The sequence below is a fragment of the Vibrio sp. V15_P4S5T153 genome, from assembly GCF_963874485.1.
Taxonomy (GTDB): Bacteria; Pseudomonadota; Gammaproteobacteria; order Enterobacterales; family Vibrionaceae; genus Vibrio; species Vibrio anguillarum.
In genome coordinates, this window is the sequence record NZ_CAWNHR010000024.1 from 1 (window position 1) to 25,085 (window position 25,085).

Here is a 25,085-nt window from a genome sequence, read left to right on the forward strand (position 1 = left end):
CTCAATGGAAGAACATTGAATGTGTGAATGAGAACGAAACAGCTTTCCGAATTAAGAAATTTGCTTGGCGACCATAGCGTTGTGGACCCACCTGATTCCATGCCGAACTCAGAAGTGAAACACAACAGCGCCGATGGTAGTGTGGGGTCTCCCCATGTGAGAGTAGGACATCGCCAGGCTTTGAATATTGTCTAACCAGACACGCTGCGGAGCGGTAGTTCAGTTGGTTAGAATACCGGCCTGTCACGCCGGGGGTCGCGGGTTCGAGTCCCGTCCGCTCCGCCACTTATTAGGAAGCCCTGCTAGTAATAGCAGGGCTTTTTTCGTTTGAGAAAAATAGCATTTTATTTTTTATCACTCTCAGGACAGTCGTGTGGTAGCTACACTTTGTTCAATCTATTCTTATTCTTTTCGGTCTCTATGTCTTAGGTATAAAAAAGCCGATGTATTAAACATCGGCTAGAGAGACATGGTTCAGGAGATTTAGCTACGCAAAGCGGCTTTGGCTGACAGTGCTTTTTTATCTGAGTCTGAAAGAAAGGCTAATTCTAATCCGTTAATTTGCGCTTGTCTGATCTGCTCTTGAGAAAGGCCTGCTTGAAGTGCTGCAACTTCATATTCATGTGGAAGTTCAATACCTTCAACCGCTGGGTCATCAGTATTTAAACAAGCAAGTATCCCATGCTCTAAAAACTGTTTTATAGGATGATGAGCAAGAGAGTTTACTGTGCTCGTTTGGAAGTTTGACGTTAGGCAAGACTCAATGCCAATACGATGTTTGGCAAGATAATCCATTAGCTTAGGGTCATGGACGGCTTTTACTCCGTGTCCAATGCGTTCTGCACCTAGCTCTTTAATTGCCTGCCACATACTTTCTGACCCCGCTGCTTCTCCAGCATGTACTGTAACTCTTAGTCCTGCATCTCGCACTTGTTTAAAGTGAGAAATAAATCGCTCGCCCGGCTGCCCAAGTTCATCGCCCGCCAAGTCGACTGCAACAATGTGCTGTTTTTGAGTCAAAATAGCGTCTAGCTCCTGCTGACAAGCATCGGTGCCAAATGTGCGGCTCATAATTCCTATTAGGTTAGCCTGAATACCGAAGTCTCGAACGCCCGCTTGCACCCCATCAACTACAGCCTCAACAACGCCAGCGATAGGCAGTTGATGTTTCATAGCCATATAGTAAGGAGAGAACCTCAGCTCGGCATAATCAATTTGAGCATTTAAGGCATCTTCGACATTTTCGTAGGCGACTCTTCGGCAAGCATCGAGATCACCCAATACGGCAACTCCCCAATCAAGTTTTGATAAAAAAGCGACCAATGATGGCTCTGCTTCGACGATTTGTACATGAGGTGTGAGCTCTTCTATGTTGCCAGCTGGCAGCGCTACACCAAATCGTTGCCCTAGTTCTAAGATAGTTTTGGTTCGAATGTTGCCGTCAAGATGGCGATGCAAATCAGTAAGCGGTAGATTTTTAGTTATCATTATGTTTTTCCGAAAGTGTGTATGGCATCAAGTATAAAAATCAATGTGGTCAGTGTCAGCTAGCAAAGAGTATTAAATCACCCAATTCTGTTTATTTGGCTTTTATGTTTACCATATCTGTTGACCATTCGTTAAAAGGGATGGCTTTACTAAACAGAAAGCCTTGCCCCTGAGTGCAGTTAAGTATGGTTAGGAGATGGACTTGCTCTTTGGTTTCAATACCTTCTGCTACAATTTCGACATTAAACCCACGAGTCATGTTGATGATTGCCGCAACGACTGAGCTACTGAGATTTGTCTGTTCGAGCTGCGATACAAACGCCCTGTCTATTTTTAGACAATCGAATGGAAGTTGATGTAAATAAGAAAGGGAGCTGTATCCGGTACCAAAATCATCTATCGCGATATGGATGCCCAGCTCTTTGAGTTTGTTCATGTTTGCTAAAATAACTGGGTCGTTATCAACAATTCTTGATTCTGTGATCTCTAAAGCGAGGTTATTGGGTTCAAGCCCCGTTCTTTCCAAAGTCGCTTTGAGTTCATGAACAAACTGAGGTTGAGATAGCTGGTTCACTGAGAGGTTGACGTGCATTTTAAACGTCGATCCCCATTTACCCATCTTGATGCCTTGCATTGTGTCAAAACACGCTTGATACAAGATTTGCTCACCAATCAGGCCAATGAAGCCGCTTTCTTCAGCGATAGGAATGAATTCCAAGGGGGGAATGATATCACCGCTTGGTGTCACCCAGCGTGCCAAGGCTTCAGCTCCGATGATATCTCCCGTTGATAAGTTTACAATTGGTTGATAATGCGGAATATATTCTTTGTTCTCGATGGCAAGCTTAATTTGAGTGAGCATTTGCGTACGTTTACGAGAAACATCGTCCATCTCTGGAGAGTAATAGCAGATCCTTGAGCGCTCTTGCTTGGCGTGGCTGAGTGCGATGCTACCATTACGTAACCATAGCGCCATAGTATGGAGTGTGTCATTAGGGAGTACGATGCCAATGGAGGCATTGACGACCACTTTTTCATTATGCATTGAGAATGGGACAGCAAACATTTGTAATATGCTGTTAGCCGCGGATTGGGCTTCATTCTTTTGTTGTAAAGAGGGGATGTAAATAGCGAATTCATCACCACCTGTACGAGCAATACATGAGGTGCTTGCAAATAGTGTACGTAATTTTTCAGCAATAGTTTGTAATAGCAAGTCACCTTGCTGATGCCCCAAGCTGTCATTAATATCTCTGAATTTATCGATGCCGATAAGCAATAGGCTGCCATTAATTTGATTTGATTGGCTAAAGTTATCAATTAAACCTTCACGGCTATAGAGCTTGGTTAGGGAATCGTAGATCAATTGGGAATGCAGTGCCTTAAATGAGGCTTTTAGGTTATTGGCCATTTCATTGAATGAATAAACAAGTAAACTCGTTTCATAAATATTACCAGCTTTCGGCATGTTACTTTCCCAATCCCCTTTTGCTAGATGCTGAGCAGCAGCCGCGGTGGCGGTAATTGGAGTGGTGATTCGATTAAAGGCAATGAGCCCTATACCAATGCCGATAAGGCTGACAATGCTGCCAATAATCCAACTGTTTTGTTGGTTTTCTGGCAATCGACCAAGTAGATCGGTTTCTGAAATCGAGACGCCAATAAACCATTCGATGCCATGTTTATCTTTAAAGGGAGTGAGATGATTAAAATAGCGGGTGCCATCAACTACCGTTTCGAATTTGTTGAGTGTTGCTGACAGCATTTTGTCATGGTTATCAATATAATGTGCACTGGCTTGGATCACTGGGTTGGCATTTTCGATAGCCAGTAGTCGCTCTCCTTTTGCCGACAGTTCGGTCCCCCAAGAGACAACGGTGCTGGTATTGGAGTGAGCCACCAATCTTTTTTCTGGATCAATAATATACACGTTGGCATGAGTTTTCTGTTGCAGTGAGGCCAGAAACGCATTGAACGTATCGATTTTCACATCAGTCACCAAAACACCGATGAATTTGTTCATAGAGAAAACGGGTGCTAAAGCAGAGAGCGTGATCTCTTGGCGTTCATCAACATTAGTGTAGATTGGCGACCAACTTGGGCTTAAACTTTGTGCAACTGGAGTATACCAGGGGCGAGTTCTTGGATCATAATCGGCAATGGTGGAGCGAATATCTTGATTGATGGTTTTTCCTGAGTAGATCACCAAGTTTTGCTGAGTTCGATTATCTTTCACCATCAAGGTAAAACTATCACCAATCTCTTTGCGAAAGCCCACGTACTCCGCCTGTTCGCCACCAAATCCGATCACATCAATTTGTTCTAGCGGTCGATAAAGCGTTTCAAAACTGGCAAGCAGATATCCTTCTATTTTACTGACATCGTCCGCAGAATAGAACTGACTAAAGCCGATCGTGTGGCTTAAAGCGAGGCTGGCTTGAAAAGGTTCATCGAGAAAACTGATCAGCCGCTGCTCTACATTGGCATTTAATGATGAAAGCTGTTTGCTGCTAATGTCATCAACCATCTCTTCATAACTGTATTTTTGTACACCCACAATCACTCCAATCGTTATGAGGAAAATCATAACAAATGGTAGAACAACGGCTGTTTTCAACGTTATTTGATTCGTAAATGACATGTCGTGTCTTCTGCATCCATACAAATTATCGGTAAAACACGCAAGGTGGTGGGTGATTGCATTGTGCCAGAAAGTGAATCACTGCACCTGATCATTAAAAAATTATCAGTAAAGTTCTTTTAACTTCCTTGTCAACGTATTGCGCCCCCACCCAAGCACCTTAGCTGCGTCTTGTTTGTGACCATTGGTGTGATGAAGTGCTGCTTCCAAAAGTATACGTTCAAATTCAGGAAGTGCATAAGAAAGCAACTCTGTTTCTCCTGAAGCTAATGAAGATTTAGCCCAACTTGCGAGTTGTTGTTGCCAACTTATAGCACTATCAAAGTCACTATTTTTCTTTTCCGACAATAATTCGGAAGGAAGATCACTGGGTAGCACCTCGCTGCCACTGGCCATTACAGTTAACCAGCGGCACATATTTTCAAGTTGTCGTACGTTTCCCGGCCATTCAAGACGATTCAAAATTTCAATGCTCTTAGGATGTAGCGTTTTCATTTCTACGCCTAATTCTTTTGCTGCAGAGGCGAGAAAGTGCTTGGTCAGTTTTTCTATATCTTGGCTTCGCTCACGCAGTGCTGGGATATGAATACGAATGACATTGAGACGGTGAAAAAGGTCGTCACGAAACTTTCCTTGATGAACGAGCTTTTCTAAGTTTTGGTGAGTAGCGGCGACAATGCGGACATCCACTTTGATTGCTGAATGCCCTCCTACGCGGTAAAACTGACCATCGGCTAAAACACGCAGTAGCCGAGTTTGAATGTCGAGCGGCATATCGCCAATTTCATCTAAGAATAGGGTGCCACCATTGGCCTGCTCAAAACGCCCCTGGCGGACATTGTTTGCACCAGTGAATGCTCCTTTCTCATGACCAAACAGTTCTGACTCGATGAGATCTTTTGGAATTGCGGCCATATTGAGGGCAATAAACGGTTTTTGGGCGCGTGGGCTATGGCGATGAAGCGCGTGAGCGACTAACTCTTTCCCGGTTCCTGATTCACCATTGATCAAGACTGAGATTGAGGAACGTGATAAACGGCCAATCGCCCGAAATACCTCTTGCATTGAAGGGGCTTCTCCAATGATTTCCGGTGTACTATCAACGCCAATCTGTTGATTGGATTGTTCTTTGCGCTGCTCCTGACTATGCGCAATGGCACGTTCAACCAAGGTGAGGGTTTCATCGACATCAAAAGGTTTAGGCAGGTACTCAAAGGCACCTTTTTGATAGGCATTCACCGCGGCATCAAGATCTGAGTGGGCAGTCATGATGATGACGGGCAACTCAGGAGATCGTGAATGAACTTGGTTTAGCAGCTCAATACCATTCATGCCCGGCATGCGAATATCGGAAACGAGCACATCGGGCGTTTCTCTTTCTAGCGCCAGTAACACACTTTCGGCATCGGAAAACGTTTCGCATTTTATGTTGGCTGATGAGAGCGTTTTTTCCATCACCCAGCGGATCGAACTATCATCGTCCACCACCCAAACGTATCCTTTACTCATAATGTTTATTCCTTAGCAGCAAACCCAATCAGACATCGGTCAAATGGGTAAATAAATAGTAAATGTGGTTCGACCTGGCCAGCTTTCAACATCGATTTTTCCATTGTGCTGATCGATCAGGTTTTGTGAGATAGAAAGACCCAGCCCCGTTCCACCTTCACGGCCGCTGACCATGGGGTAAAACAGTGTGTCTTGTAATTCGGTAGGAATGCCTGGGCCGTTATCGCTGATTTCTATGCGTGCCACTAACTTATGGCGCTGTCCGTGAATATTGGCTTGGTGCACTGTTCTGGTGCGCAGTGTGATTTTACCATGCGGATCATGAGATAAAATCTGTGCCGCATTGCTGACGATATTCAGTAATGCCTGCTCGATTTGATCGGTATCCATCAAAATATCGGGCAAGCTGGGGTCATAATCTCGTTCAATCACCAAGTGTGTGCTGGCTTCTAGCTCAACCAATTGGCGGACTTTTTCCAAAATTACATGGAGATTTTCAGAGCACTTCTTGCCTGGTTTTTGTGGGCCGAGCAAACGGTCAACAAGAGCGCGCAGTCGATCGGCTTGTTCAATAATAATTTGGGTGTACTCAGTGAGACTGTGGTCCGGCAACATCTTTTCTAGCAGTTGCGCCGCGCCGCGTAGCCCACCTAATGGGTTTTTAATTTCATGCGCCAGCCCGCGAACTAAGAGTTTTGCCGCTTGCTGTTGGGCGTGCTGATTGAGCTCTTGTGTTAACCGTCGTTGTTGACCAATTTTGCGCATTTCGACCAAAAGCATCAGCTCGCGTTGCCAAGATATAGGGCTCACGGTCACTTCCAGCATCAGTGGCTTACCATCGACCACAAACGTGACATCGCTATCAGTAATACTTTGGCCACTTTGCAACGGCTGAGAAAGCAGCGCTAAATCAAGAGAAGCGTGCTGGATGAGTTTTGACAGTGGTTGGTTGATAATTCGCTTAGCACTTTGGGAGAAGAGTTGTTCAGCCGCTGGATTGGCATAACGGATACAAAGAGACTCATCGAGCATCAAGGTGGCGGTAACGATATTATTTAAAATCGTTTGGCTTAGCTCACAATTCACGTTTTCATCCTTGTCCGTGTTCCCAAATGATGCAATGCACAACCTTGGTGCATTGCATGGCTAAGTATGGCGCATCGGTGTCAGAAGAAAAAGTGAAACCTGTTGTTATATCGAGCTTATTGGCGAAGAGTTCATCACTTGATGCTGGCTCGATGTAAATGCACCGTCACAGGGTTAGACGATGCAATAATCTTGCCGTTTACAACCACTTGAATTAAAAAGCGATGCGTTCCTCTATCTAGATTTTTCAGCGTCCAAGTAGGTTGAGTAGCGGGGGCGCCATAGGCCTTGTCATTCATGACCAATTGCAACTGTTCATTGACGGTTAAGTTGCGATTGAGTTCGGCGTTGATTGAAATAACGCCCGCATTGCTGCGTAAGGTTTCATCGTCAGCCGGAGAGCGAATTGCAATGGTCAGCGGTTCTATTTTGTTGACATGGGTTGCGGATTTTTCCTGTGGCAGATTTTTGGTGAGCTCAGTGACGGGGTGAGAGGTTTCAAAGGTTGGCTCAGGCGCATCGGCCTGAAAATCAGGAATCGAAATTTGCTTTGCTCCCTTATCTTGTGGGACATCGCTAAGATGCAACACGCCGTTCGCATCCACCCACGTATAGACGTTTTGTGCAATTGAAGTCGCGGAATAAAGCATGATGATTGTTAGGAGTAAAGTTCGGATCAGATTCACAGTCATCCCCCTATATAGAGATGTTTTCACGTTAAGGGTATCGGCTTTTGAGTGCCGTTATTGTTGTAACGCTAATGTTACGACGTCCGGAATTAACCCCAAATATGAAAAAGGCTCACCTGCGAGGCGAGCCTGATAAATCCGTAACCTAAGTTACATTTTGCACCAAAGCTAAGAATTATACCGAGTAGTACAATTCAAATTCTAGTGGGTGAACGGCCATGTTGACGCGTTCTACATCTTTTGCTTTTAGCGTGATGTATGAGTTGATGAAATCATCAGAGAATACGCCGCCAGCGGTCAGGAATTCACGATCTTCATCCAGTGCTTTTAGTGCCACTTCAAGTGACTCGGCTACTTTTGGAATCTCAGCGGCTTCTTCTGCTGGTAGGTCGTACAAATCTTTATCCATCGCTTCTCCTGGATGGATCTTGTTCTTGATACCATCAAGACCAGCCATAAGAAGAGCGGCAAACGCTAGGTATGGGTTCGCTGCTGGATCTGGGAAACGAGCTTCGATACGACGTGCTTTCGGGCTTGGTACTACTGGAATACGGATAGACGCAGAACGGTTACGAGCCGAGTAAGCTAGCATTACCGGTGCTTCAAACCCAGGGACAAGGCGCTTGTACGAGTTTGTTGATGGGTTAGCAAATGCGTTGATGGCACGCGCGTGCTTGATGATACCGCCAATGTAGTAAAGCGCTAAGTCAGATAGACCGCCGTACTTGTCACCAGCAAATAGGTTTACACCATCTTTTGCAAGAGATTGGTGAACGTGCATACCTGAACCGTTGTCGCCAACAAGAGGCTTAGGCATGAAGGTTGCTGTTTTACCAAAGGCGTGCGCAACGTTGTGCACCACGTATTTGTAGATTTGGATCTCATCGGCTTTAGTAGTTAGCGTATTAAAGCGAGTGGCGATTTCGTTTTGACCTGCAGTCGCTACTTCATGGTGGTGAGCTTCAACGACGAGGCCCATCTCTTCCATGATCAAACACATGGCTGAGCGGATGTCTTGTGATGAGTCAACCGGTGCAACAGGGAAATAACCACCTTTCACACCAGGGCGGTGACCTTTGTTACCACCTTCAATTTCAGCGCCAGTGTTCCAAGCCGCTTCGATATCATCAATTTTGAATGAGGCACCAGACATATTGTTGGTGTATTTCACGTCATCAAAAAGGAAGAACTCTGGCTCTGGACCGACAAGAACGGTGTCTGCGATACCTGTTGAACGCATGTAATCTTCTGCGCGTTTTGCGATAGAACGTGGGTCACGATCGTAGCCTTGCATGGTTGCAGGCTCTAGAATGTCACAACGAATGTTAAGTGTTGCGTCTTCTGTGAACGGGTCAAGAACTGCACTTGATGCATCAGGCATCATCACCATGTCAGACTCATTGATTCCTTTCCAGCCAGCAACGGATGAACCATCGAACATCTTACCTTCTTCGAAGAAGTCTGCGTCGACTTGATGAGCAGGAATAGAGATATGTTGCTCTTTGCCTTTCGTGTCGGTAAAGCGCAGGTCAACAAACTTAACTTCGTTTTCTTGGATCAGCGATAGAACGTTTTCTACTGACATCTTGGATAACCTCCAGTGTTATTAAAGCGGTAATGGCCCGAATCGAATTGAAACTAGCATTGATTAATTTCATTCTAAACTTATTAATCGATGCTGTTTCTAATAAAGCTAAATTCGTGCCAATTAAATTAATCCTTTAATTTCAAGTGTTTTGGTTGTTCTTTGTCGAATTTAAATGCTTCTCTGCACCAAAAAGATCCTTATTTGCACTATTTTGGTGCCTTGAGTTTTATGTTGCACCATTAACTACCAAAGCGCACACTATTCAGCCTAGGTTTACTAGGCTTGTCAATGCTGATTTAGTCCATTTTGATGCAATTTGTTTTAAAGCAAGTAGCGGACTAAGCTTGTGGTGAGCGAAAATCAGCGCGATAGATCACATATTTCTAGGTTTTTCGCCAAAATCTGGTACATTATTGACCGTTTTTTTAATCAAGTTCTATGCTCGTTGCGGCCTCATGCCGAAGCGAGTTACTCCCTTAATAAGTGAAGCAAAATCCATGGCTACTCCACAGATTGATAAATTAAGAAATATCGCGATCATCGCACACGTTGACCACGGTAAAACAACGTTGGTTGATAAACTGCTGCAACAGTCAGGTACGTTAGAGTCTCGCGGTAATACGGAAGAGCGGGTCATGGACTCGAACGATATCGAGAAAGAGCGCGGTATCACTATCCTTGCAAAAAATACAGCCATTAACTGGAATGATTTCCGTATCAACATCGTAGATACTCCAGGACACGCCGACTTCGGTGGTGAAGTTGAGCGTATCATGTCAATGGTTGACTCTGTTTTGCTGATTGTTGATGCGGTTGATGGCCCAATGCCACAAACTCGCTTCGTAACACAAAAAGCTTTTGCTCACGGTTTGAAACCAATCGTTGTTATTAACAAAATTGACCGTCCTGGTGCTCGCCCTGATTGGGTTATGGATCAAGTGTTCGACCTGTTCGATAACCTTGGTGCAACGGATGAGCAGCTTGACTTTAAAGTGGTTTATGCCTCTGCACTGAACGGTTGGGCGACACTTAACGAAGGTGAAGTTGGCGAAAATATGGAACCTTTGTTCCAAGCGATCGTTGACAATGTAGAGTCACCACAAGTTGACCTTGATGGCCCACTACAAATGCAAGTTTCTCAACTTGATTACAGCTCTTACGTTGGTGTTATCGGTGTTTGTCGTGTGACTCGTGGTAGCGTAAAAGCGAACCAACAAGTAACAGTTGTCGGCGCTGATGGTAAGAAACGTAACGGTAAAGTTGGTACAGTTCTGGGCTATCTTGGCCTTGAGCGTAACGAAGTTGAACAAGCTAACGCTGGCGACATCATTGCGGTAACAGGTTTAGGTGAACTGAAAATTTCAGACACCATTTGTGACCAAAACTGTGTTGAAGCTATGGTGCCGCTATCCGTTGATGAACCGACAGTGACCATGACTTTCCAAGTCAATACTTCACCGTTTGCAGGTAAAGAAGGTAAATACGTGACTTCACGTAATATCCTTGAGCGTCTGCAAAAAGAGCTTGTTCATAACGTAGCATTGCGTGTTGAAGAAACCGACAACCCAGATCGCTTCCGCGTTTCAGGTCGTGGTGAACTTCACCTATCAATCCTGATTGAGAACATGCGTCGTGAAGGCTTTGAGCTTGCAGTTTCTCGTCCTGAAGTTATTTTGAAGGAAGAAGACGGCCAGAAAATGGAACCGTTCGAAACCGTAACGATCGATGTGATGGAAGAGAGCCAAGGCGGCGTGATGGAGAAAATCGGCCTGCGTAAAGGTGAGCTGACGAATATGACTCCAGACGGCAAAGGCCGTGTGCGTCTTGATTTCATGATGCCTTCTCGCGGTTTGATTGGTTTCCAAACAGAATTCATGACCTTAACCTCAGGTTCAGGTTTGCTTTACCATACGTTTGATCATTACGGCCTACACAAAGGCGGTAACATTGGTCAACGTAACAACGGCGTGTTGATCTCTAACGCGACAGGTAAAGCGTTGACTTACGCTCTGTTCAACCTACAAGAGCGCGGTCGCCTATTTACTGAGCACGCAGATGAAGTGTACGAAGGCCAAGTGATCGGTATCCACAACCGTTCTAACGACCTAACAGTGAACTGCCTGAAAGGCAAGCAGCTGACAAACGTTCGTGCTTCTGGTACTGATGAAGCGCAAGTATTGTCACCTGCAATCAAGTTTACACTTGAGCAAGCACTTGAGTTTATTGACGACGATGAACTAGTGGAAGTGACCCCACAGAGCATTCGTATCCGTAAACGTCATTTAACTGAAAATGATCGTAAACGTGCAAGCCGTGGCTAATACCGTCATGGTATAAGTTAACGAGTTAATTTAAGGGCGAGGAGTGTACTTCTCGCCCTTTGCTTATCTGCAATATAGTCAGTTTTAGGTATAGAATGGTGATTGATGATAAAAATAAGCAGGGAGAAGGCATTTGAAAATCAAAAAGTTTGGCAAACAATGTTTACTGTTTACGCGTTATTTACTCAGCCGGATGGATCATGACCGCGTCAATGTTAATGCGGGCTATTTGGCTTATATCACGTTGTTGTCGATCGTACCTATGCTTACCGTGCTGTTATCAATTCTCTCCTCATTTTCTATTTTTGCCAATGTCGGTATGGTTATTCAAGATTTTGTGATCACCCATTTTGTGCCTGCCGCAGGCGATGTAGTGCGAGAGGCGTTGCTCGAATTTATCGCGAATACAGGTAAGATGACGGCCGTGGGCGGGGCATTTTTATTCGTTGCAGCTTTAATGCTGATTTCCAATATTGACAAGAATTTGAACTACATTTGGCGAGTTAAAAATAAACGGCGCATGGTGCTCTCTTTTTCAATGTATTGGATGGTTCTTACGCTCGGGCCAATTTTAGTCGGCGCGAGTATTGCGGCAACCTCGTATATTACCTCACTCAAGATTATTGACAGCGAAGCACTCTCTGGTGCTTATAATTTGTTGCTGCGCTGGCTACCTTTTATTTTGTCATTCTCTGCTTTTGTCGGTTTGTACCTGCTGGTGCCGAATAAAAAAGTGCATCTTTCACACGCCTTGGTCGGGGCAATGGTGGCGGCTATTTTATTTGAGTTCAGTAAAAAAGGGTTTGCTGCTTATATTACTCAGTTTCCCTCCTATCAACTGATTTACGGCGCACTGGCGGCGATCCCTATCCTGTTTGTGTGGGTCTACTTATGCTGGATGATTGTGCTCGTTGGGGCGGAGGTAACGGCGACTTTGGGTGAAAAAGAGCACTGGAGCAATGAGCAAGAAATGCTAAACTCATTGCTTATCTCCGAGCAAATGATAAAGGGAAATCAGAGTGATAGCGTTGATCCAGAGAGTGAGTGAAGCGGCGGTACGTGTTGATGGGGAAGTGGTTGGCGAAATCAATCAAGGCTTACTGGTGCTACTTGGGGTCGAAAGAGATGACGATGAGGCAAAGGCCAAACGTCTAGTCGAACGTGTGACTCAGTACCGCGTGTTTGAAGATGAAGAGGGAAAAATGAACTTGAACGTGCAACAAGTGAACGGTCAGGTTTTAGTGGTGTCTCAATTTACATTGCCAGCCGATACCAAAAAAGGGACGCGTGCCGGATTTTCAAAAGGTGCACACCCTGCTGATGCTGAGCGTCTGTATGATTACTTTTCGGATTTGTGTGAGCACATTTTGCCAACTCAGCGTGGCCGCTTTGCACAAGATATGAAAGTCTCGCTGATTAATGATGGCCCAGTGACATTCTGGCTTCAGGTTTAATAAAGAAATGGATAGAGCCTCCTTCGTTGGGATCATGCGGAGTATGAGAGGCTGTGATTTAGGGATAACCAAATGTTTAAACTGATTACGCCAAGTACCGACAACCAACTGAATAAATACTACCATTTTCGCTGGCAAATGCTGCGTGAGCCATGGCATCTACCGATCGGCTCGGAGCGCGATGAGTATGATGGCATGAGCCACCACAGGATGATTGTCGATGGTCGTAACCGACCGATTGCTATTGGTCGCTTGTACATTACGCCAGATTGCGAAGGGCAAATTCGCTATATGGCGGTTAAAAGTAGCCGTCGCAATAAAGGTATGGGCTCTTTGGTGCTGGTGGCGCTAGAGTCGCTGGCTCGTCAAGAAGGTGCAAAGCGCCTAGTCTGTAGCGCCCGTGAAGATGCGATTGCATTTTATGAAAAGAACGGCTTTGAACGCCGGGGCTCGCTCAATGATGAACGCGGTCCGGTTCGACATCAACAAATGGTCAAACCGCTCGATCCCATGGCCAATGTGATTCGCAAACCTGAATGGTGTACTGAACTGCAAGAACGCTGGGCCACGCACATTCCTATCAGCGAAAAAATGGGCATTAAGGTGACTCAATATACGGGCTACCAATTTGAGTGCAGCGCTCAGCTCAATCCGAATTTGAACCCACACAACACCTTATTTGCAGGCTCGGCATTTACCCTTGCCACCTTGACCGGATGGGGAATGGCATGGCTGCTGATGCGTGAGCGAAGTCTGAATGGCGATATTGTTTTGGTTGATAGCCGCATCCGCTATCGTCACCCTGTGGTGCATAACCCTTTAGCCTTCACTTCATTGGATGGCATTAGTGGCGATTTAGATCGTTTAGCCAGTGGACGTAAAGCGCGTATCGTCGTCAATGTCACTATCACCAGTGGCGGTAAACCAGCCGTTGAATTTACGGGAACCTATATGTTGATCCCCAATTACAAGGCATTGTTAGCCGCCGCATCATTGGCTGAGTAAGTGTCGGTTTCTGGATCACACGAATAGATGGTGTGCTGTGTGTTGTGGAGCAGTTCGAAGTGCATCTCACGGCACATCTGTTGGAGGTTAAGGTTAAGTTGTCCTTTCTCCAACTTGACCAAATCCACGTGACCATCAAGGTTTGCCTTGAGCGTCTTTCCAACCAGCGGCGTTGTATTAATCATCATCCGCCCTCTGTCTGAGTGAATGACTAAACCTTCGAGCGTAAACGGCTCATGGCTGAGGTTTTGCTCAGGATCGCTTAGCGTTAATATGCCTTGTCGAATATTGAGCGTTGCTTCACCTGTGAGGGAGTGGGCGAAGGTGGCGTAGTCTCCGGCGAGGCCGTTGACCTGCGCTTCCAATTCACTGAGACCCTCTATGGTAAAGGGAAGCTGGGTGACTTTATTGAGCACCGCTAGCGGTAGCCCATCGGCATGAATGTTGGTTTGCCAAGGCTGACTTAACGTTTGGAAATTCCAACGCGCAGTGGCATCGATATAGCCGTTTTCTAACGGCATGAATAAACGATCTAGGTACCATTGGCCTTGTTCGCTGCGCATCTCAACGACGCTTTGCGTGCTCAATAGTGAATCGTAGCTGGCGCTGTTTGCGCTGATATTGAGCGTGCCTTGCCACAATCCCAAGCGCTTCTTTTTTACGAGAGTTAACTGCTTCCCTTTGGCATGGACACCAGACAATTGCCAATAAGGTGGCGCAAATAATTGAATGAGTTGGCTATTGGCGATGGTGAGTTGCTCGATGGTGAGGTTATCAACCCACGGCCAATGCTGGCTCAGCGACGTAAAATCATCTTTGCTTTCGCTCACCCATTTTACACCGCGAATAGTGAGCTGTTGCAGCGATGCTGAGGTTGGGGTGATAACACCCGCCCATTGAATATCACCTTGCTTAAATTCACTACTAAAATCCTCAATGATCAGTTTACCCGGCTCGGTGCGCAGGCTAAAGGTCGGCTCCACCCACTGCTGACCTAGCCAAGTTGCATCGTCGGCTTGCAGCGAGAACTTACCTTGTTGCTGCTGCCAAATATTGCTGTGTGGATAAATGTTCTCCAGCGAAATATCGACGTTACGCAAGCTGATATCCGCAAGCTCGATCTGACTGTTTAAAATATCTAAGCTATTGATATGGTCTATTTTGTCAAAGAGCTGAAACCAACCCGATTGGCGTAAGGAATGACTCATATCTCGGCTAAGATTGAGTTTTTCCAGTGTCACATTGATCAGCGACCAACCTTGAGGATACTGCTCGGCTTGACCTGAAATAGCCGCGCCGCGCCATGACAACGAGAGCCCATAGACGGTGCTGTTGGCAGGTTTGTAATCCATATCGAGCAGTAGGTTATTCAGCGCTTCTCCTTGCCAATAAAATTGTTCAGCTGAGAGTTGTATCTCGCCGAAAGGCAGAGCTGTTGGAGCATCCGGCCAATGTGGATTTTTAATCTGTAGGTTAACACCACGCGCTAGCCAACCTTGTTGGGCGATGTCGGCGTGATTGAGCGCGATTTGGCTCACCGAAATGGGCCATGATCGCAAATCGGTAGGAAGGCCATTTTGTAGACTGATACCACTAAGTAGCACGCTATCAACGGCGATTTTTTGGTCGCGAATGAGCTGTGGGCTGAGCCAAATATCGGCTTGCTCTATCGGGATATGCTGCTTATTTTGCCGCAGTGTTAATTGGTTGAACTGAAAATGCAAAGGATACTGGTATTGAAGAGATTGAAACGTCACGTTTCCTTTCGAAAGCCGTTCAACGAGAGTTTGAGCAACGGGAGTAGCATAAGAGGTATGTAGCAGTGCAAACATACCCAGCATGAAAGTGAGAAATAGCGCGATGATCGCAATCAGCAATGCCAAAGCCTTGTTCATGGTGTCCTTACTCGTAAATCGTTACCTGCGACAGAGTGAAACAAATTACCTCACGCAGCAACAAAAAAAGCCCCTTATCAAAGGGGCTTGCTACTGACTTATCAGTTTTAGTCGAGTTGTGGGCCTGCGGCCACTAATGCTTTACCTTCTGCGTTATCAGTATACTTGGCAAAGTTATTGATAAAGCGCGAGGCGAGATCTTCAGCTTTGCTTGTCCATTGTAGAGGATCCACGTAAGTATCGCGTGGGTCGAGAATGGTTGGGTTCACACCAGGTAGTGAGGTTGGTACTTCAAGATTGAAGATTGGAATATGCTTGGTTGCTGCCTTCTCAATCGAACCATCTAAGATAGCGTCAATGATGGCGCGGGTATCTTGAATCGAGATGCGTTTACCGCTGCCGTTCCAACCAGTGTTGACTAGATAAGCTTCAGCACCAGCTGCTTCCATACGTTTTACCAGCACTTCGGCATATTGTGTTGGGTGGAGCGTTAAAAACGCTGCGCCAAAACAGGCTGAGAAGGTTGGTGTTGGTTCGGTGATGCCACGTTCAGTACCCGCTAGTTTTGCCGTAAAGCCAGACAAGAAGTGATACTTGGTTTGTTCTGGAGTCAATTTAGAGACTGGTGGAAGCACACCAAATGCATCCGCAGATAGGAAGATCACTTTATTGGCGTGACCACCTTTCGATACAGGCTTAACGATGTTTTCGATGTGGTAGATAGGATAAGAAACACGAGTATTCTCGGTTTTAGAACCATCATCAAAGTCAATCGAACCATCGCTACGTACTGTGACGTTTTCCAGTAGCGCATCACGGCGGATCGCGTTGTAGATGTCAGGCTCGGCTTCTTTGGAGAGCTTGATGGTTTTCGCGTAGCAACCTCCTTCAAAGTTAAAGACACCATCATCATCCCAGCCGTGCTCGTCATCGCCGATTAACGCGCGTTTTGGATCGGTAGAGAGTGTGGTTTTTCCTGTGCCAGATAGGCCAAAGAAAATCGCCACATCGCCATCTTTAGCCATGTTGGCTGAACAGTGCATTGAAGCAATACCTTGCAGTGGAAGGAAGTAGTTCATCATTGCGAACATCCCTTTCTTCATTTCACCGCCGTACCAAGTACCGCCGATCAACTGCATTTTTTCCGTTAAGTTAAACACAGTGAAGTTTTCTGAGTTCAGGCCTTGCTCTTGCCATTTGTCATTGGTGCATTTGGCACCATTCATGACCACAAAATCAGGTTCGAAGTTAGCTAGCTCTTCTTCTGTTGGGCGAATGAACATGTTTTTGACGAAGTGCGCTTGCCACGCCACTTCAGTAATGAAGCGCACGCAAAGGCGCGTATCTGCGTTGGCACCACAGTAACCGTCAAGAACGAATAGACGTTTAGCGGATAGTTGACGACCCACTAGTGCTTTTAGATCATTCCATACTTCTTGGTTAATCGGTTTGTTATCGTTTTTCGCTTGTTCAGATGTCCACCATAGGGTATCGCGTGTGGTGTCATCTTTGACAATGAATTTATCTTTTGGTGAGCGGCCTGTAAAAATGCCAGTATCAACGGCAACAGCGCCAAGTTCAGTGACGACGCCTTTTTCGTAGCCTTCAAGGTCTGGGCGAGTTTCCTCGGCAAATAACAGTTCATAGCTTGGGTTGCGAACCACTTCGACTACGTTGGTTATTCCGTATTTGGTCAGGTCTAGTTGTGCAGCCTTTGTATGTTCCATAACGGTCATAGGTGCTCCTTGTAAGAGATTTTGTAGGGATTTTGTAATAATGTTTGTAATTGTTATCTGCTCACCATGCTAGCAACGGGTGGGGGATAAAACAGGGACACAGTTCAAAAATTGCCCATGACACTCCTGTGGTTTTAGGTGTCCCGTCACATATTGGCGCAACTATTTTATCGCGTACGCAAACCTTTGCGCTAGATCAATAAGATTAATACTTTTAAAAAAATAAGTACGCCATTCTGTTTGTTTAAGGCTTGATTTTACTGGGTTTTGATCACAAAAAAAGCCAGCGTAAAGCTGGCTCTGATACGTTTTCTTCGTGCTTGTTAATTCATGCAAATTAATGAATTGTGTCGCTTCCTGAGGAGGCTTGTGCGTAGAGTGTTGCGATCTCAGCCTCTTCAAATGAGTAGTTGGTGCCACAGTAATCACAATGTAAAGAAACGGATCCTTCAGACGATAAAATGTCGTAAATTTCCTCTTTCCCTATTGTGATGATGGCCGCCCCACTGCGTTCACGTGAACAACCACAATGGAATTCCACGGGTTGTGGGGTGAACAACTGAACTTTCTCTTGGTTATACAGGCGATACAACAGATCAGTGGCTTCTAAGGTGAACAGCTCTTCGTTTTTTACGGTGTTAGTTAACTGCTCTAAGTGCTCAAAATCATCGGGCGTACCCGTTCCATCTGGAATAGTTTGCAGTAACATGCCAGCGGCACAGGCTTTTCCATCTTGCGTACCAATGCGTATCCAAAGGCGTGTTTTCAACTGTTCAGAGCGGATGAAGTAACCTTCCAGCACTTCCACTAAGTTATCACCCTCTAAACCGACCACACCTTGGTAGCGCTCGCCTTTCTTGGGCTCGATAGTGATAACTAAATGACCTTTACCCATCAAAGTGTGTAGGTCGGCATCATCGGCAATATCGCCTTTCCAGCGTGCGACACCACGCACTTTCTGTTCATTATCACCATTGATAACGACTAAGGAAACTGGGCCATTGCCTTGCAATTGCATGGTAATTGAGCCTTCAAACTTCAGCGTTGCGGTTAGCAAGGTCGTTGCGACGAGCAGTTCGCCCAAAAGTTTTTGTACTGGGGCTGGATATTCCTGGCTCGAAAGGATGTGTTGATACGCGTCGTCTAATTGTACCAACTCGCCACGTACGGATAGATCTTCAAATAAGTAGCGATTTAAAATGTTATTTGCCATTTAGCTATTTCCTCGGAACATGGTCCAGCTTTTATTGATGTTTAAATTTAATGATGTCACGACGCTCTTTTTTGTCTGGTCTGCGTTCGGGGCTTGGGTTGTGTGCGTTGAGCTTACGTTGCTCGGCATGATGGGCACGTTTGGCGATGCTTGCTGCGGTTTCCGAATACAGGGTTTGTGCTTCTGGCGCGCAGCGCCTTTGCCCTAACAGATTGATCACAGTGACGATTTTCTCTTCTTGGCCTTGGCGCAAGGTAATCGTTGCCCCAAGCTCGACAATTTTACTTGGCTTGGTGCGTTGGCCATTATAATGGACTTTACCACCATCGACCATACTGCGTGCGATCGACCGCGTTTTATAAAATCGTGCTGCCCATAGCCATTTATCCAATCTTATTTGCTCTGTCGCAGAACTCATACTACAAATGTGCCTCAAAGGGAGTTAGTCTTGTACGTTTTATGGCCTTTACAATGGTGTTTTGGTTCCAGATTTTCAAGCTACCCGACAAAATAATGTCAGTAAAAATGACGAGAATGTCTCCTATGATATATTAATGTGTTTTTGTAGCGCGATCTTCGCGGTCTTATGTATCTGTTCCATTTAAATGGAAGCATAGTTTAAATGAAATGGAAGTATAGTTTGAGGCCAATCCGCCGGTTTTCGTCTGGCTAACGGCTCATGAATGTGAAATATCATGGTTGAAGTAAGAAAATATCAGTAAGGACATCTTTTGAGGCGAATCGATTTTAGCAGTATGACCTCATCTCGCTTATGGCAAGCAGGTTTGCTACAAAAAATACCGCAATGGCAGAAACAAATCAGCCAATTTCTTACCTTAGTATTGCTGGTCACGTCGGCTTGGATTCTAGGAAAAATGGTGTGGCTGATTCAGCAAAACGCGGTTGATATAACGCCTTGGTCTCCAAGAGCAATCGCATCAACGCCGAATGCGGCGCGTTCGCTTGATCTCTCTTCTTTACAACAAGGAAGTTTATTTGGTCGCTATAGCGAGCAGAAGGTCGAAGCCGCACAGCCTGTGGTCAAAGATGCACCTAAAACCAGCCTTAGCTTATTATTGGTTGGAGTGGTGGCGAGCAATGAACCGAGTAAGAGTCTAGCGGTAATCGCAAATCGTGGCAGTCAATCGACCTATGGTGTTAACGAAGTCATTGAAGGAACCCGTGTCAAATTGAAAGCGGTGTTCAATGATCGCGTTATTATTGATAACTCAGGGCGCGATGAAACCTTGATGTTGGATGGAATTGACTATCATAAACCGAGTGTGGCAACGCCTGAGCGCGTTGTTACATCGAATGTACGTGGTAATAACCCAGCGTCTGCAGAAGAAAAGTTGGATGACATTCGCGCCGCTATTGCCAGCAATCCGCAAGAAATCTTTAAATATGTACGCCTGTCGCAAGTGAAACGTGATGACAAAGTGCTGGGATACCGAGTGAGCCCTGGGCAATCTCCTGAGTTATTTGAGTCGGTAGGGCTACAAGATGGCGATGTCGCAATCGCGTTAAACGGTCAGGATTTAACGGACCCGGATGCCATGAATAAGATTTTTCAGTCAGTCTCTGAGTTAACCGAAATGAACTTAACAGTCGAAAGAGACGGGCAATCCCATGACATTTATATCCAATTTTAGACAGACTGATGCATGAGCATGAGTTTAGGGAGTAAGACGTGAAGCATTGGTTAAACAAAACGACATGGTTATTGATGGGTGGCTTGTTGTCATCGCCGTTAGTTATGGCAAACGATTTTAGTGCCAGCTTTAAAGGCACCGATATTCAAGAATTCATCAATATCGTGGGCCGTAATCTTGAAAAAACAATCATTGTTGATCCTTCCGTTCGGGGGAAGGTCGATGTCCGCAGCTATGACACGCTTAATGAAGAGCAATACTACAGCTTCTTTTTGAATGTATTGGAAGTGTATGGTTTTGCCGTGGTGGAGATGGACAACGGCGTGCTCAAAGTGATCAAGTCGAAAGATGCCAAAACGTCTGCGATTCCTGTGGTTGGCGATGAAGGAAAAGAGAACGGTGATAGCGTGATCACGCGCGTTGTTGCGGTGCGGAATGTTTCGGTACGAGAGCTTTCACCTTTGCTGCGCCAGTTGATCGATAACGCAGGAGCGGGCAACGTAGTGCATTATGATCCGGCGAACATCATTTTGATTACAGGTCGTGCTGCGGTCGTCAACCGTTTAGCCGATATCATCAAACGAGTTGACCAAGCCGGTGACAAAGACATCGAAGTGGTGGAACTGAGTAATGCATCTGCCGCTGAAATGGTGCGTATTGTGGAGGCATTAAACAAAACCACGGATGCCAAAAATACCCCAGAGTTTTTGCAACCTAAGCTGGTGGCCGATGATCGTACCAATTCGATTTTGATCTCAGGTGATCCTAAAGTTCGTGCACGCCTAAAGCGATTGATCACTCAGCTTGATGTCGAGATGGCGACCAGAGGCAACAACCGCGTCATTTATCTTAAGAATGCGAAAGCGGAAGATTTGGTTGATGTGCTGAAAGGGGTGTCTGACAACTTGCAGGCTGAAAAACAGTCTGGGCAAAAAACGGGGCAAAGTTCACAACGCACAGAAGTGATGATTTCAGCACATGCGCCGACCAATTCGTTAATTGTTACCGCCCCACAAGACATCATGAAAGAGCTAGAAGATGTGGTTGCGCAGTTGGATATTCGTCGCGCTCAGGTATTGATTGAAGCGCTGATTGTTGAAATGGCTGAAGGGGATGGCATCAACTTAGGCGTGCAATGGGGCTCACTCGACAACGGCTCTGTGATTCAGTATGGCAACGCGGGCGCGCCAATCGGTAAGGTAATGATTGGTTTAGAAGAAGCCAAAGATAGCGTTGAGAAAAAACCGATTCGAGATAGCTCAACAGGCGAAATAAAATACTACGAAGAAACAACGAAGAAAGGGGATTACTCTACTTTGGCGTCAGCGCTCGGTGCGGTCAATGGTGCAGCCATGAGCTTAGTGATGGGCGACTGGACCGCGCTGATCAGCGCCGTGTCGAGTGACTCCAACTCGAACATCTTGTCATCACCGAGTATTACCGTGATGGACAATGAAGAAGCCTCCTTCATCGTGGGCGAAGAGGTGCCTGTTTTGACAGGTTCGAGCGCGGGCGCAAATAACGATAATCCTTTCCAAACCGTAGAACGCAAAGAGGTCGGTATCAAGCTGAAAGTGGTACCACAAATCAACGAAGGCGACTCAGTTCAACTGAAAATTGAACAAGAGGTATCCAACGTATTAGGAGCGAATGGTGCCGTCGATGTCCGTTTTGCAAAGCGTCAATTAAATACATCGGTCATCATTCAAGACGGGCAAATGTTAGTGCTGGGGGGGTTGATTGATGAGCGCGCGGTCGAAAGTGAATCCAAAGTCCCACTATTAGGCGATATACCGGTTTTAGGCTATTTGTTCAAATCGACCAGTACCCAAGTTGAGAAGAAAAACCTGATGGTCTTTATTAAGCCGACCATCATTCGTGATGGCATGACGGCCGATGGCATCACTCAGCGTAAGTACAACTACATTCGTGCTGAGCAGCTCTATAACGCTGATCGCGGTTTGAAGTTGATGGCGAACGACAATATTCCTGTGCTGCCTAAGTTTGGTGATGACCGTACTCATTCTGCGGAAGTACAAGCCTTTATCGAACAAATGGAAAAACAGCAATGACCGAAGTTTTGTCGCAACCTCACTACCGTCGTTTACCGTTTAGCTTTGCCAATCGTTTTAAATTGGTATTAGAGCTGGTAGAAGACAACGAGCTGCCGACGTTATTTTATGTCGCTCCGCTGGCTATCGAATCATTAGTCGAAGTGAAACGAGTCGTGAAACAGCCGCTCAACTTGGTTGAAATTTCACTGGCCGAATTTGAAAGTAAGCTGACCCAAGCTTACCAACGAGACTCGTCAGAAGCGCGACAATTAATGGAAGATATCGGTGCTGACAGTGATGATTTCTTCTCATTAGCCGAAGAGCTGCCGCAAAATGAAGATTTGTTAGAGTCAGAAAACGATGCGCCCATCATCAAATTGATCAACGCCATGCTTGGCGAAGCGATCAAAGAGGGCGCGTCGGATATTCATATTGAAACCTTTGAGAAAATCTTGTCGATTCGTTTTCGTGTCGATGGGGTACTGCGTGAAGTGTTAGCGCCGAGTCGTAAATTAGCGCCGTTGCTGGTTTCACGCGTCAAAGTAATGGCTAAGCTTGATATCGCTGAAAAACGTGTACCACAAGATGGACGCATTTCATTACGCATTGGCGGCCGAGCGGTCGATGTTCGCGTGTCCACCATGCCTTCGTCTCACGGTGAGCGTGTGGTGATGCGTTTGCTAGATAAAAACGCCACGCGCTTAGATCTGCACAGTCTAGGAATGACGGCCGCCAACCATGAAAGCTTCCGTCAATTAATCAAACGACCGCATGGCATTATTTTGGTGACGGGCCCAACCGGTTCAGGAAAATCCACCACCTTGTACGCTGGCCTGCAAGAACTCAACAGCAACGAGCGTAATATTTTAACCGTGGAAGACCCGATTGAGTTCGATATTGATGGTATCGGCCAAACTCAAGTCAATCCTAAAGTGGACATGACTTTTGCACGAGGATTGCGTGCTATTTTGCGTCAAGACCCGGATGTGGTCATGGTTGGGGAAATTCGTGATTTAGAAACCGCGCAGATTGCGGTGCAAGCGTCTTTAACCGGGCACTTGGTGATGTCGACGTTGCACACCAATACCGCCATCGGTGCGATAACACGTTTGCGCGATATGGGAATTGAACCCTTTTTGATCTCATCATCGCTGCTTGGCGTATTGGCACAACGCTTAGTGCGTACCTTATGTCCCGATTGCAAAGAGGCCTACCAAGCAGACAATGAGCAGAAAAAACTGTTCAATTGTAAGAAAAAAGAGTCGCTGACACTGTATCGTCCGAAGGGCTGTGACAAATGTAATCATAAAGGGTATCGAGGCCGAACGGGTATACATGAATTGTTGCTGATTGATGATGAGGTACAAGCCTTAATTCATAGCGAAGCCGGAGAGCAAGCAATTGAAAAAGCGGTGCGGGCGAAAACACCGAGCATTCGTGATGACGGGCTCGATAAAGTGCTGAAAGGCATTACCTCACTTGAAGAAGTGATGCGAGTGACGAAGGAAGCATAATGGCGGCATTTGAATATAAAGCGCTCGACGCCAAAGGCAAACAAAAAAAGGGTGTTATTGAGGGGGACCATGCTCGGCAGGTTCGCCAGCGCTTAAAAGAGCAAGGGCTTATACCGATTGAACTCATTGAGACGCAAGCGAAAGCGGCTCAGCGTGAGCAATCGCCTTTGAGTTTTAAGCGCGGTATCAGTACACCGGATTTAGCGCTCATTACTCGCCAGTTATCCACTTTAGTGCAGTCAGGCATGCCACTGGAAGAGTGTTTGAAAGCGGTATCTGAACAATCGGAAAAGCCGCGTATTCGCACCATGTTGGCCGCTGTTCGTTCCAAAGTGACTGAGGGTTATACCTTGTCAGACAGCTTAGGTGATTATCCACATATCTTTGATGACCTGTTTCGTTCGATGGTTGAAGCGGGCGAAAAATCAGGCCATTTGGATTCGGTGCTTGAGCGTTTAGCGGACTATGCTGAAAATCGCCAAAAAATGCGTTCCAAGTTACAACAAGCGATGATTTATCCAGTGGTGTTGGTGGTGTTCGCGGTGTGTATTGTGGCTTTTTTGCTGGCGGCTGTGGTGCCTAAAATCGTCGGACAATTTGTCCAAATGGGGCAAGAATTACCGAAGTCGACTCAATTTTTACTCTCCTCAAGTGATTTTATCCAGCATTGGGGTGTCCAATTGCTGGTGCTATTGGTGATCTTGATTTATCTCGTCCGATGGTTGCTAAGCAAGCCGAACTTGCGGTTGAAGTGGGATAAAAAAATCATCGGCATGCCGTTGATTGGCAAAATCACTCGCGGTCTCAATACTGCGCGTTTTGCGCGAACTTTGTCGATTTGTACCTCCAGTGCGATTCCTATTTTGGATGGGATGCGTGTGGCGGTGGATGTGATGTCCAATAAATACGTTAAGCAACAAGTGTTGTTGGCGGCTGACAATGTTCGCGAAGGGTCGAGCTTGCGTAAAGCGCTTGAGCAAACCAAGTTATTTCCACCGATGATGCTGCATATGATCGCCAGTGGTGAACAAAGTGGTGAGCTCGAAAGTATGCTGACGCGCTCGGCCGATAACCAAGACGCGAGTTTTGAATCGACGGTCAACATCGCATTAGGTATTTTTACCCCGGCACTGATTGCATTGATGGCTGGGTTGGTACTGTTTATCGTGATGGCGACCTTGATGCCGATTTTAGAAATGAATAATTTAATGAGTCGTTGATCATGACTGAATTCTGCAAT

At 45.9% G+C, this 25,085-nt stretch carries 18 protein-coding genes, 1 tRNA gene and 1 rRNA gene; 10 read left to right on the forward strand and 10 right to left on the reverse strand.

Features of this window, described 5'->3' with window-relative positions; genetic code table 11:
- Nucleotides 1-63: 63 nt before the first annotated feature.
- A 5S ribosomal RNA gene (rrf, locus tag AACT42_RS24490) occupies nt 64-179 on the forward strand.
- 29 nt (nt 180-208) lie between these two features.
- A tRNA-Asp gene (locus tag AACT42_RS24495) sits at nt 209-285 on the forward strand.
- 198 nt (nt 286-483) lie between these two features.
- On the opposite strand, the gene add is transcribed toward AACT42_RS24495, so the two are convergent.
- The 6 genes from add to glnA all read right to left on the reverse strand — a co-directional run bounded on the left by add (nt 484) and on the right by glnA (nt 8,998).
- Entirely contained in the window at nt 484-1,488 is a 1,005-nt protein-coding gene (gene add / locus AACT42_RS24500) for an adenosine deaminase (RefSeq protein ID WP_094125495.1), read from the reverse strand.
- Between the two features lie 91 nt (nt 1,489-1,579).
- On the reverse strand, nt 1,580-4,129 hold the full coding sequence (locus AACT42_RS24505; protein ID WP_441351405.1) for an EAL domain-containing protein: 2,550 nt from the start codon (nt 4,127-4,129) through the stop codon (nt 1,580-1,582).
- A gap of 105 nt (nt 4,130-4,234) precedes the next feature.
- Entirely contained in the window at nt 4,235-5,638 is a 1,404-nt protein-coding gene (gene glnG, locus AACT42_RS24510) for a nitrogen regulation protein NR(I) (protein WP_088731466.1), read from the reverse strand.
- Between the two features lie 39 nt (nt 5,639-5,677).
- Entirely contained in the window at nt 5,678-6,724 is a 1,047-nt protein-coding gene (glnL, locus tag AACT42_RS24515; protein WP_026027507.1) for a nitrogen regulation protein NR(II), read from the reverse strand.
- 134 nt (nt 6,725-6,858) lie between these two features.
- On the reverse strand, nt 6,859-7,440 hold the full coding sequence (locus tag AACT42_RS24520) for a DUF4124 domain-containing protein (protein WP_094134149.1): 582 nt from the start codon (nt 7,438-7,440) through the stop codon (nt 6,859-6,861).
- A 148-nt stretch (nt 7,441-7,588) separates the two neighbouring features.
- On the reverse strand, nt 7,589-8,998 hold the full coding sequence (gene glnA, locus AACT42_RS24525) for a glutamate--ammonia ligase (protein WP_017043509.1): 1,410 nt from the start codon (nt 8,996-8,998) through the stop codon (nt 7,589-7,591).
- Between the two features lie 500 nt (nt 8,999-9,498).
- Between glnA and typA the strand changes: the two genes are divergently transcribed.
- The 4 genes from typA to AACT42_RS24545 all read left to right on the forward strand — a co-directional run bounded on the left by typA (nt 9,499) and on the right by AACT42_RS24545 (nt 13,781).
- A complete protein-coding gene (typA, locus tag AACT42_RS24530; RefSeq protein ID WP_010319743.1) occupies nt 9,499-11,322 on the forward strand; it encodes a translational GTPase TypA in 1,824 nt (607 codons plus the stop codon).
- A gap of 133 nt (nt 11,323-11,455) precedes the next feature.
- The gene (locus AACT42_RS24535; protein WP_094134148.1) at nt 11,456-12,370 is read left to right on the forward strand and encodes a virulence factor BrkB family protein; all 915 of its coding nucleotides are present in this window, start codon (nt 11,456-11,458) and stop codon (nt 12,368-12,370) included.
- Entirely contained in the window at nt 12,342-12,776 is a 435-nt protein-coding gene (gene dtd, locus AACT42_RS24540; RefSeq protein WP_013855445.1) for a D-aminoacyl-tRNA deacylase, read from the forward strand. The genes AACT42_RS24535 and dtd overlap by 29 nt, the downstream gene beginning before the upstream one ends.
- Nucleotides 12,777-12,848: 72 nt before the next feature.
- Nucleotides 12,849-13,781 (forward strand): bifunctional GNAT family N-acetyltransferase/hotdog fold thioesterase, encoded by a 933-nt coding sequence (locus AACT42_RS24545; protein ID WP_017048711.1) that lies wholly within the window; start codon nt 12,849-12,851, stop codon nt 13,779-13,781.
- Here the strand turns inward: AACT42_RS24545 and AACT42_RS24550 are convergent.
- From AACT42_RS24550 to hslR, 4 genes are all read right to left on the reverse strand, one after another.
- Nucleotides 13,742-15,676, reverse strand: a complete 1,935-nt coding sequence (locus AACT42_RS24550) for an AsmA family protein (RefSeq protein WP_094134147.1) — start codon at nt 15,674-15,676, stop codon at nt 13,742-13,744. The genes AACT42_RS24545 and AACT42_RS24550 overlap by 40 nt on opposite strands.
- Nucleotides 15,677-15,783: 107 nt before the next feature.
- On the reverse strand, nt 15,784-17,412 hold the full coding sequence (pckA, locus tag AACT42_RS24555; protein ID WP_013855443.1) for a phosphoenolpyruvate carboxykinase (ATP): 1,629 nt from the start codon (nt 17,410-17,412) through the stop codon (nt 15,784-15,786).
- A 337-nt stretch (nt 17,413-17,749) separates the two neighbouring features.
- Nucleotides 17,750-18,625, reverse strand: a complete 876-nt coding sequence (gene hslO / locus AACT42_RS24560; protein WP_013855441.1) for an Hsp33 family molecular chaperone HslO — start codon at nt 18,623-18,625, stop codon at nt 17,750-17,752.
- Nucleotides 18,626-18,656: 31 nt separating this feature from the next.
- Nucleotides 18,657-19,043, reverse strand: coding sequence for a ribosome-associated heat shock protein Hsp15 (hslR, locus tag AACT42_RS24565; RefSeq protein WP_094134146.1), 387 nt, complete (start codon nt 19,041-19,043; stop codon nt 18,657-18,659).
- 337 nt (nt 19,044-19,380) lie between these two features.
- Between hslR and gspC the strand changes: the two genes are divergently transcribed.
- From gspC to gspF, 4 genes are read left to right on the forward strand one after another with little or no spacing between them, the layout of a single operon-like run.
- Nucleotides 19,381-20,277, forward strand: coding sequence for a type II secretion system protein GspC (gene gspC / locus AACT42_RS24570; protein ID WP_237666812.1), 897 nt, complete (start codon nt 19,381-19,383; stop codon nt 20,275-20,277).
- A 38-nt stretch (nt 20,278-20,315) separates the two neighbouring features.
- Nucleotides 20,316-22,349: a type II secretion system secretin GspD gene (gene gspD / locus AACT42_RS24575; protein WP_094134144.1), complete on the forward strand. Its 2,034-nt coding sequence runs from the start codon at nt 20,316-20,318 to the stop codon at nt 22,347-22,349.
- Nucleotides 22,346-23,845: a type II secretion system ATPase GspE gene (gene gspE / locus AACT42_RS24580; RefSeq protein ID WP_019282846.1), complete on the forward strand. Its 1,500-nt coding sequence runs from the start codon at nt 22,346-22,348 to the stop codon at nt 23,843-23,845. Before gspD ends, gspE begins: the two co-directional genes overlap by 4 nt.
- The gene (gspF, locus tag AACT42_RS24585) at nt 23,845-25,065 is read left to right on the forward strand and encodes a type II secretion system inner membrane protein GspF (protein ID WP_017045694.1); all 1,221 of its coding nucleotides are present in this window, start codon (nt 23,845-23,847) and stop codon (nt 25,063-25,065) included. Before gspE ends, gspF begins: the two co-directional genes overlap by 1 nt.
- Nucleotides 25,066-25,085: the final 20 nt, after the last annotated feature.

Coding starts and splice junctions, on each gene's coding strand:
- add (WP_094125495.1), bottom strand. CDS start 1,488: ATGATAACTAAAAATCTACCGCTTACTGATTTGCATCGCCATCTTGAC.
- AACT42_RS24505 (WP_441351405.1), bottom strand. CDS start 4,129: ATGTCATTTACGAATCAAATAACGTTGAAAACAGCCGTTGTTCTACCA.
- glnG (WP_088731466.1), bottom strand. CDS start 5,638: ATGAGTAAAGGATACGTTTGGGTGGTGGACGATGATAGTTCGATCCGC.
- glnA (WP_017043509.1), bottom strand. CDS start 8,998: ATGTCAGTAGAAAACGTTCTATCGCTGATCCAAGAAAACGAAGTTAAG.
- typA (WP_010319743.1), top strand. CDS start 9,499: ATGGCTACTCCACAGATTGATAAATTAAGAAATATCGCGATCATCGCA.
- AACT42_RS24545 (WP_017048711.1), top strand. CDS start 12,849: ATGTTTAAACTGATTACGCCAAGTACCGACAACCAACTGAATAAATAC.
- AACT42_RS24550 (WP_094134147.1), bottom strand. CDS start 15,676: ATGAACAAGGCTTTGGCATTGCTGATTGCGATCATCGCGCTATTTCTC.
- pckA (WP_013855443.1), bottom strand. CDS start 17,412: ATGACCGTTATGGAACATACAAAGGCTGCACAACTAGACCTGACCAAA.
- hslO (WP_013855441.1), bottom strand. CDS start 18,625: ATGGCAAATAACATTTTAAATCGCTACTTATTTGAAGATCTATCCGTA.
- hslR (WP_094134146.1), bottom strand. CDS start 19,043: ATGAGTTCTGCGACAGAGCAAATAAGATTGGATAAATGGCTATGGGCA.
- gspC (WP_237666812.1), top strand. CDS start 19,381: ATGACCTCATCTCGCTTATGGCAAGCAGGTTTGCTACAAAAAATACCG.
- gspE (WP_019282846.1), top strand. CDS start 22,346: ATGACCGAAGTTTTGTCGCAACCTCACTACCGTCGTTTACCGTTTAGC.
- gspF (WP_017045694.1), top strand. CDS start 23,845: ATGGCGGCATTTGAATATAAAGCGCTCGACGCCAAAGGCAAACAAAAA.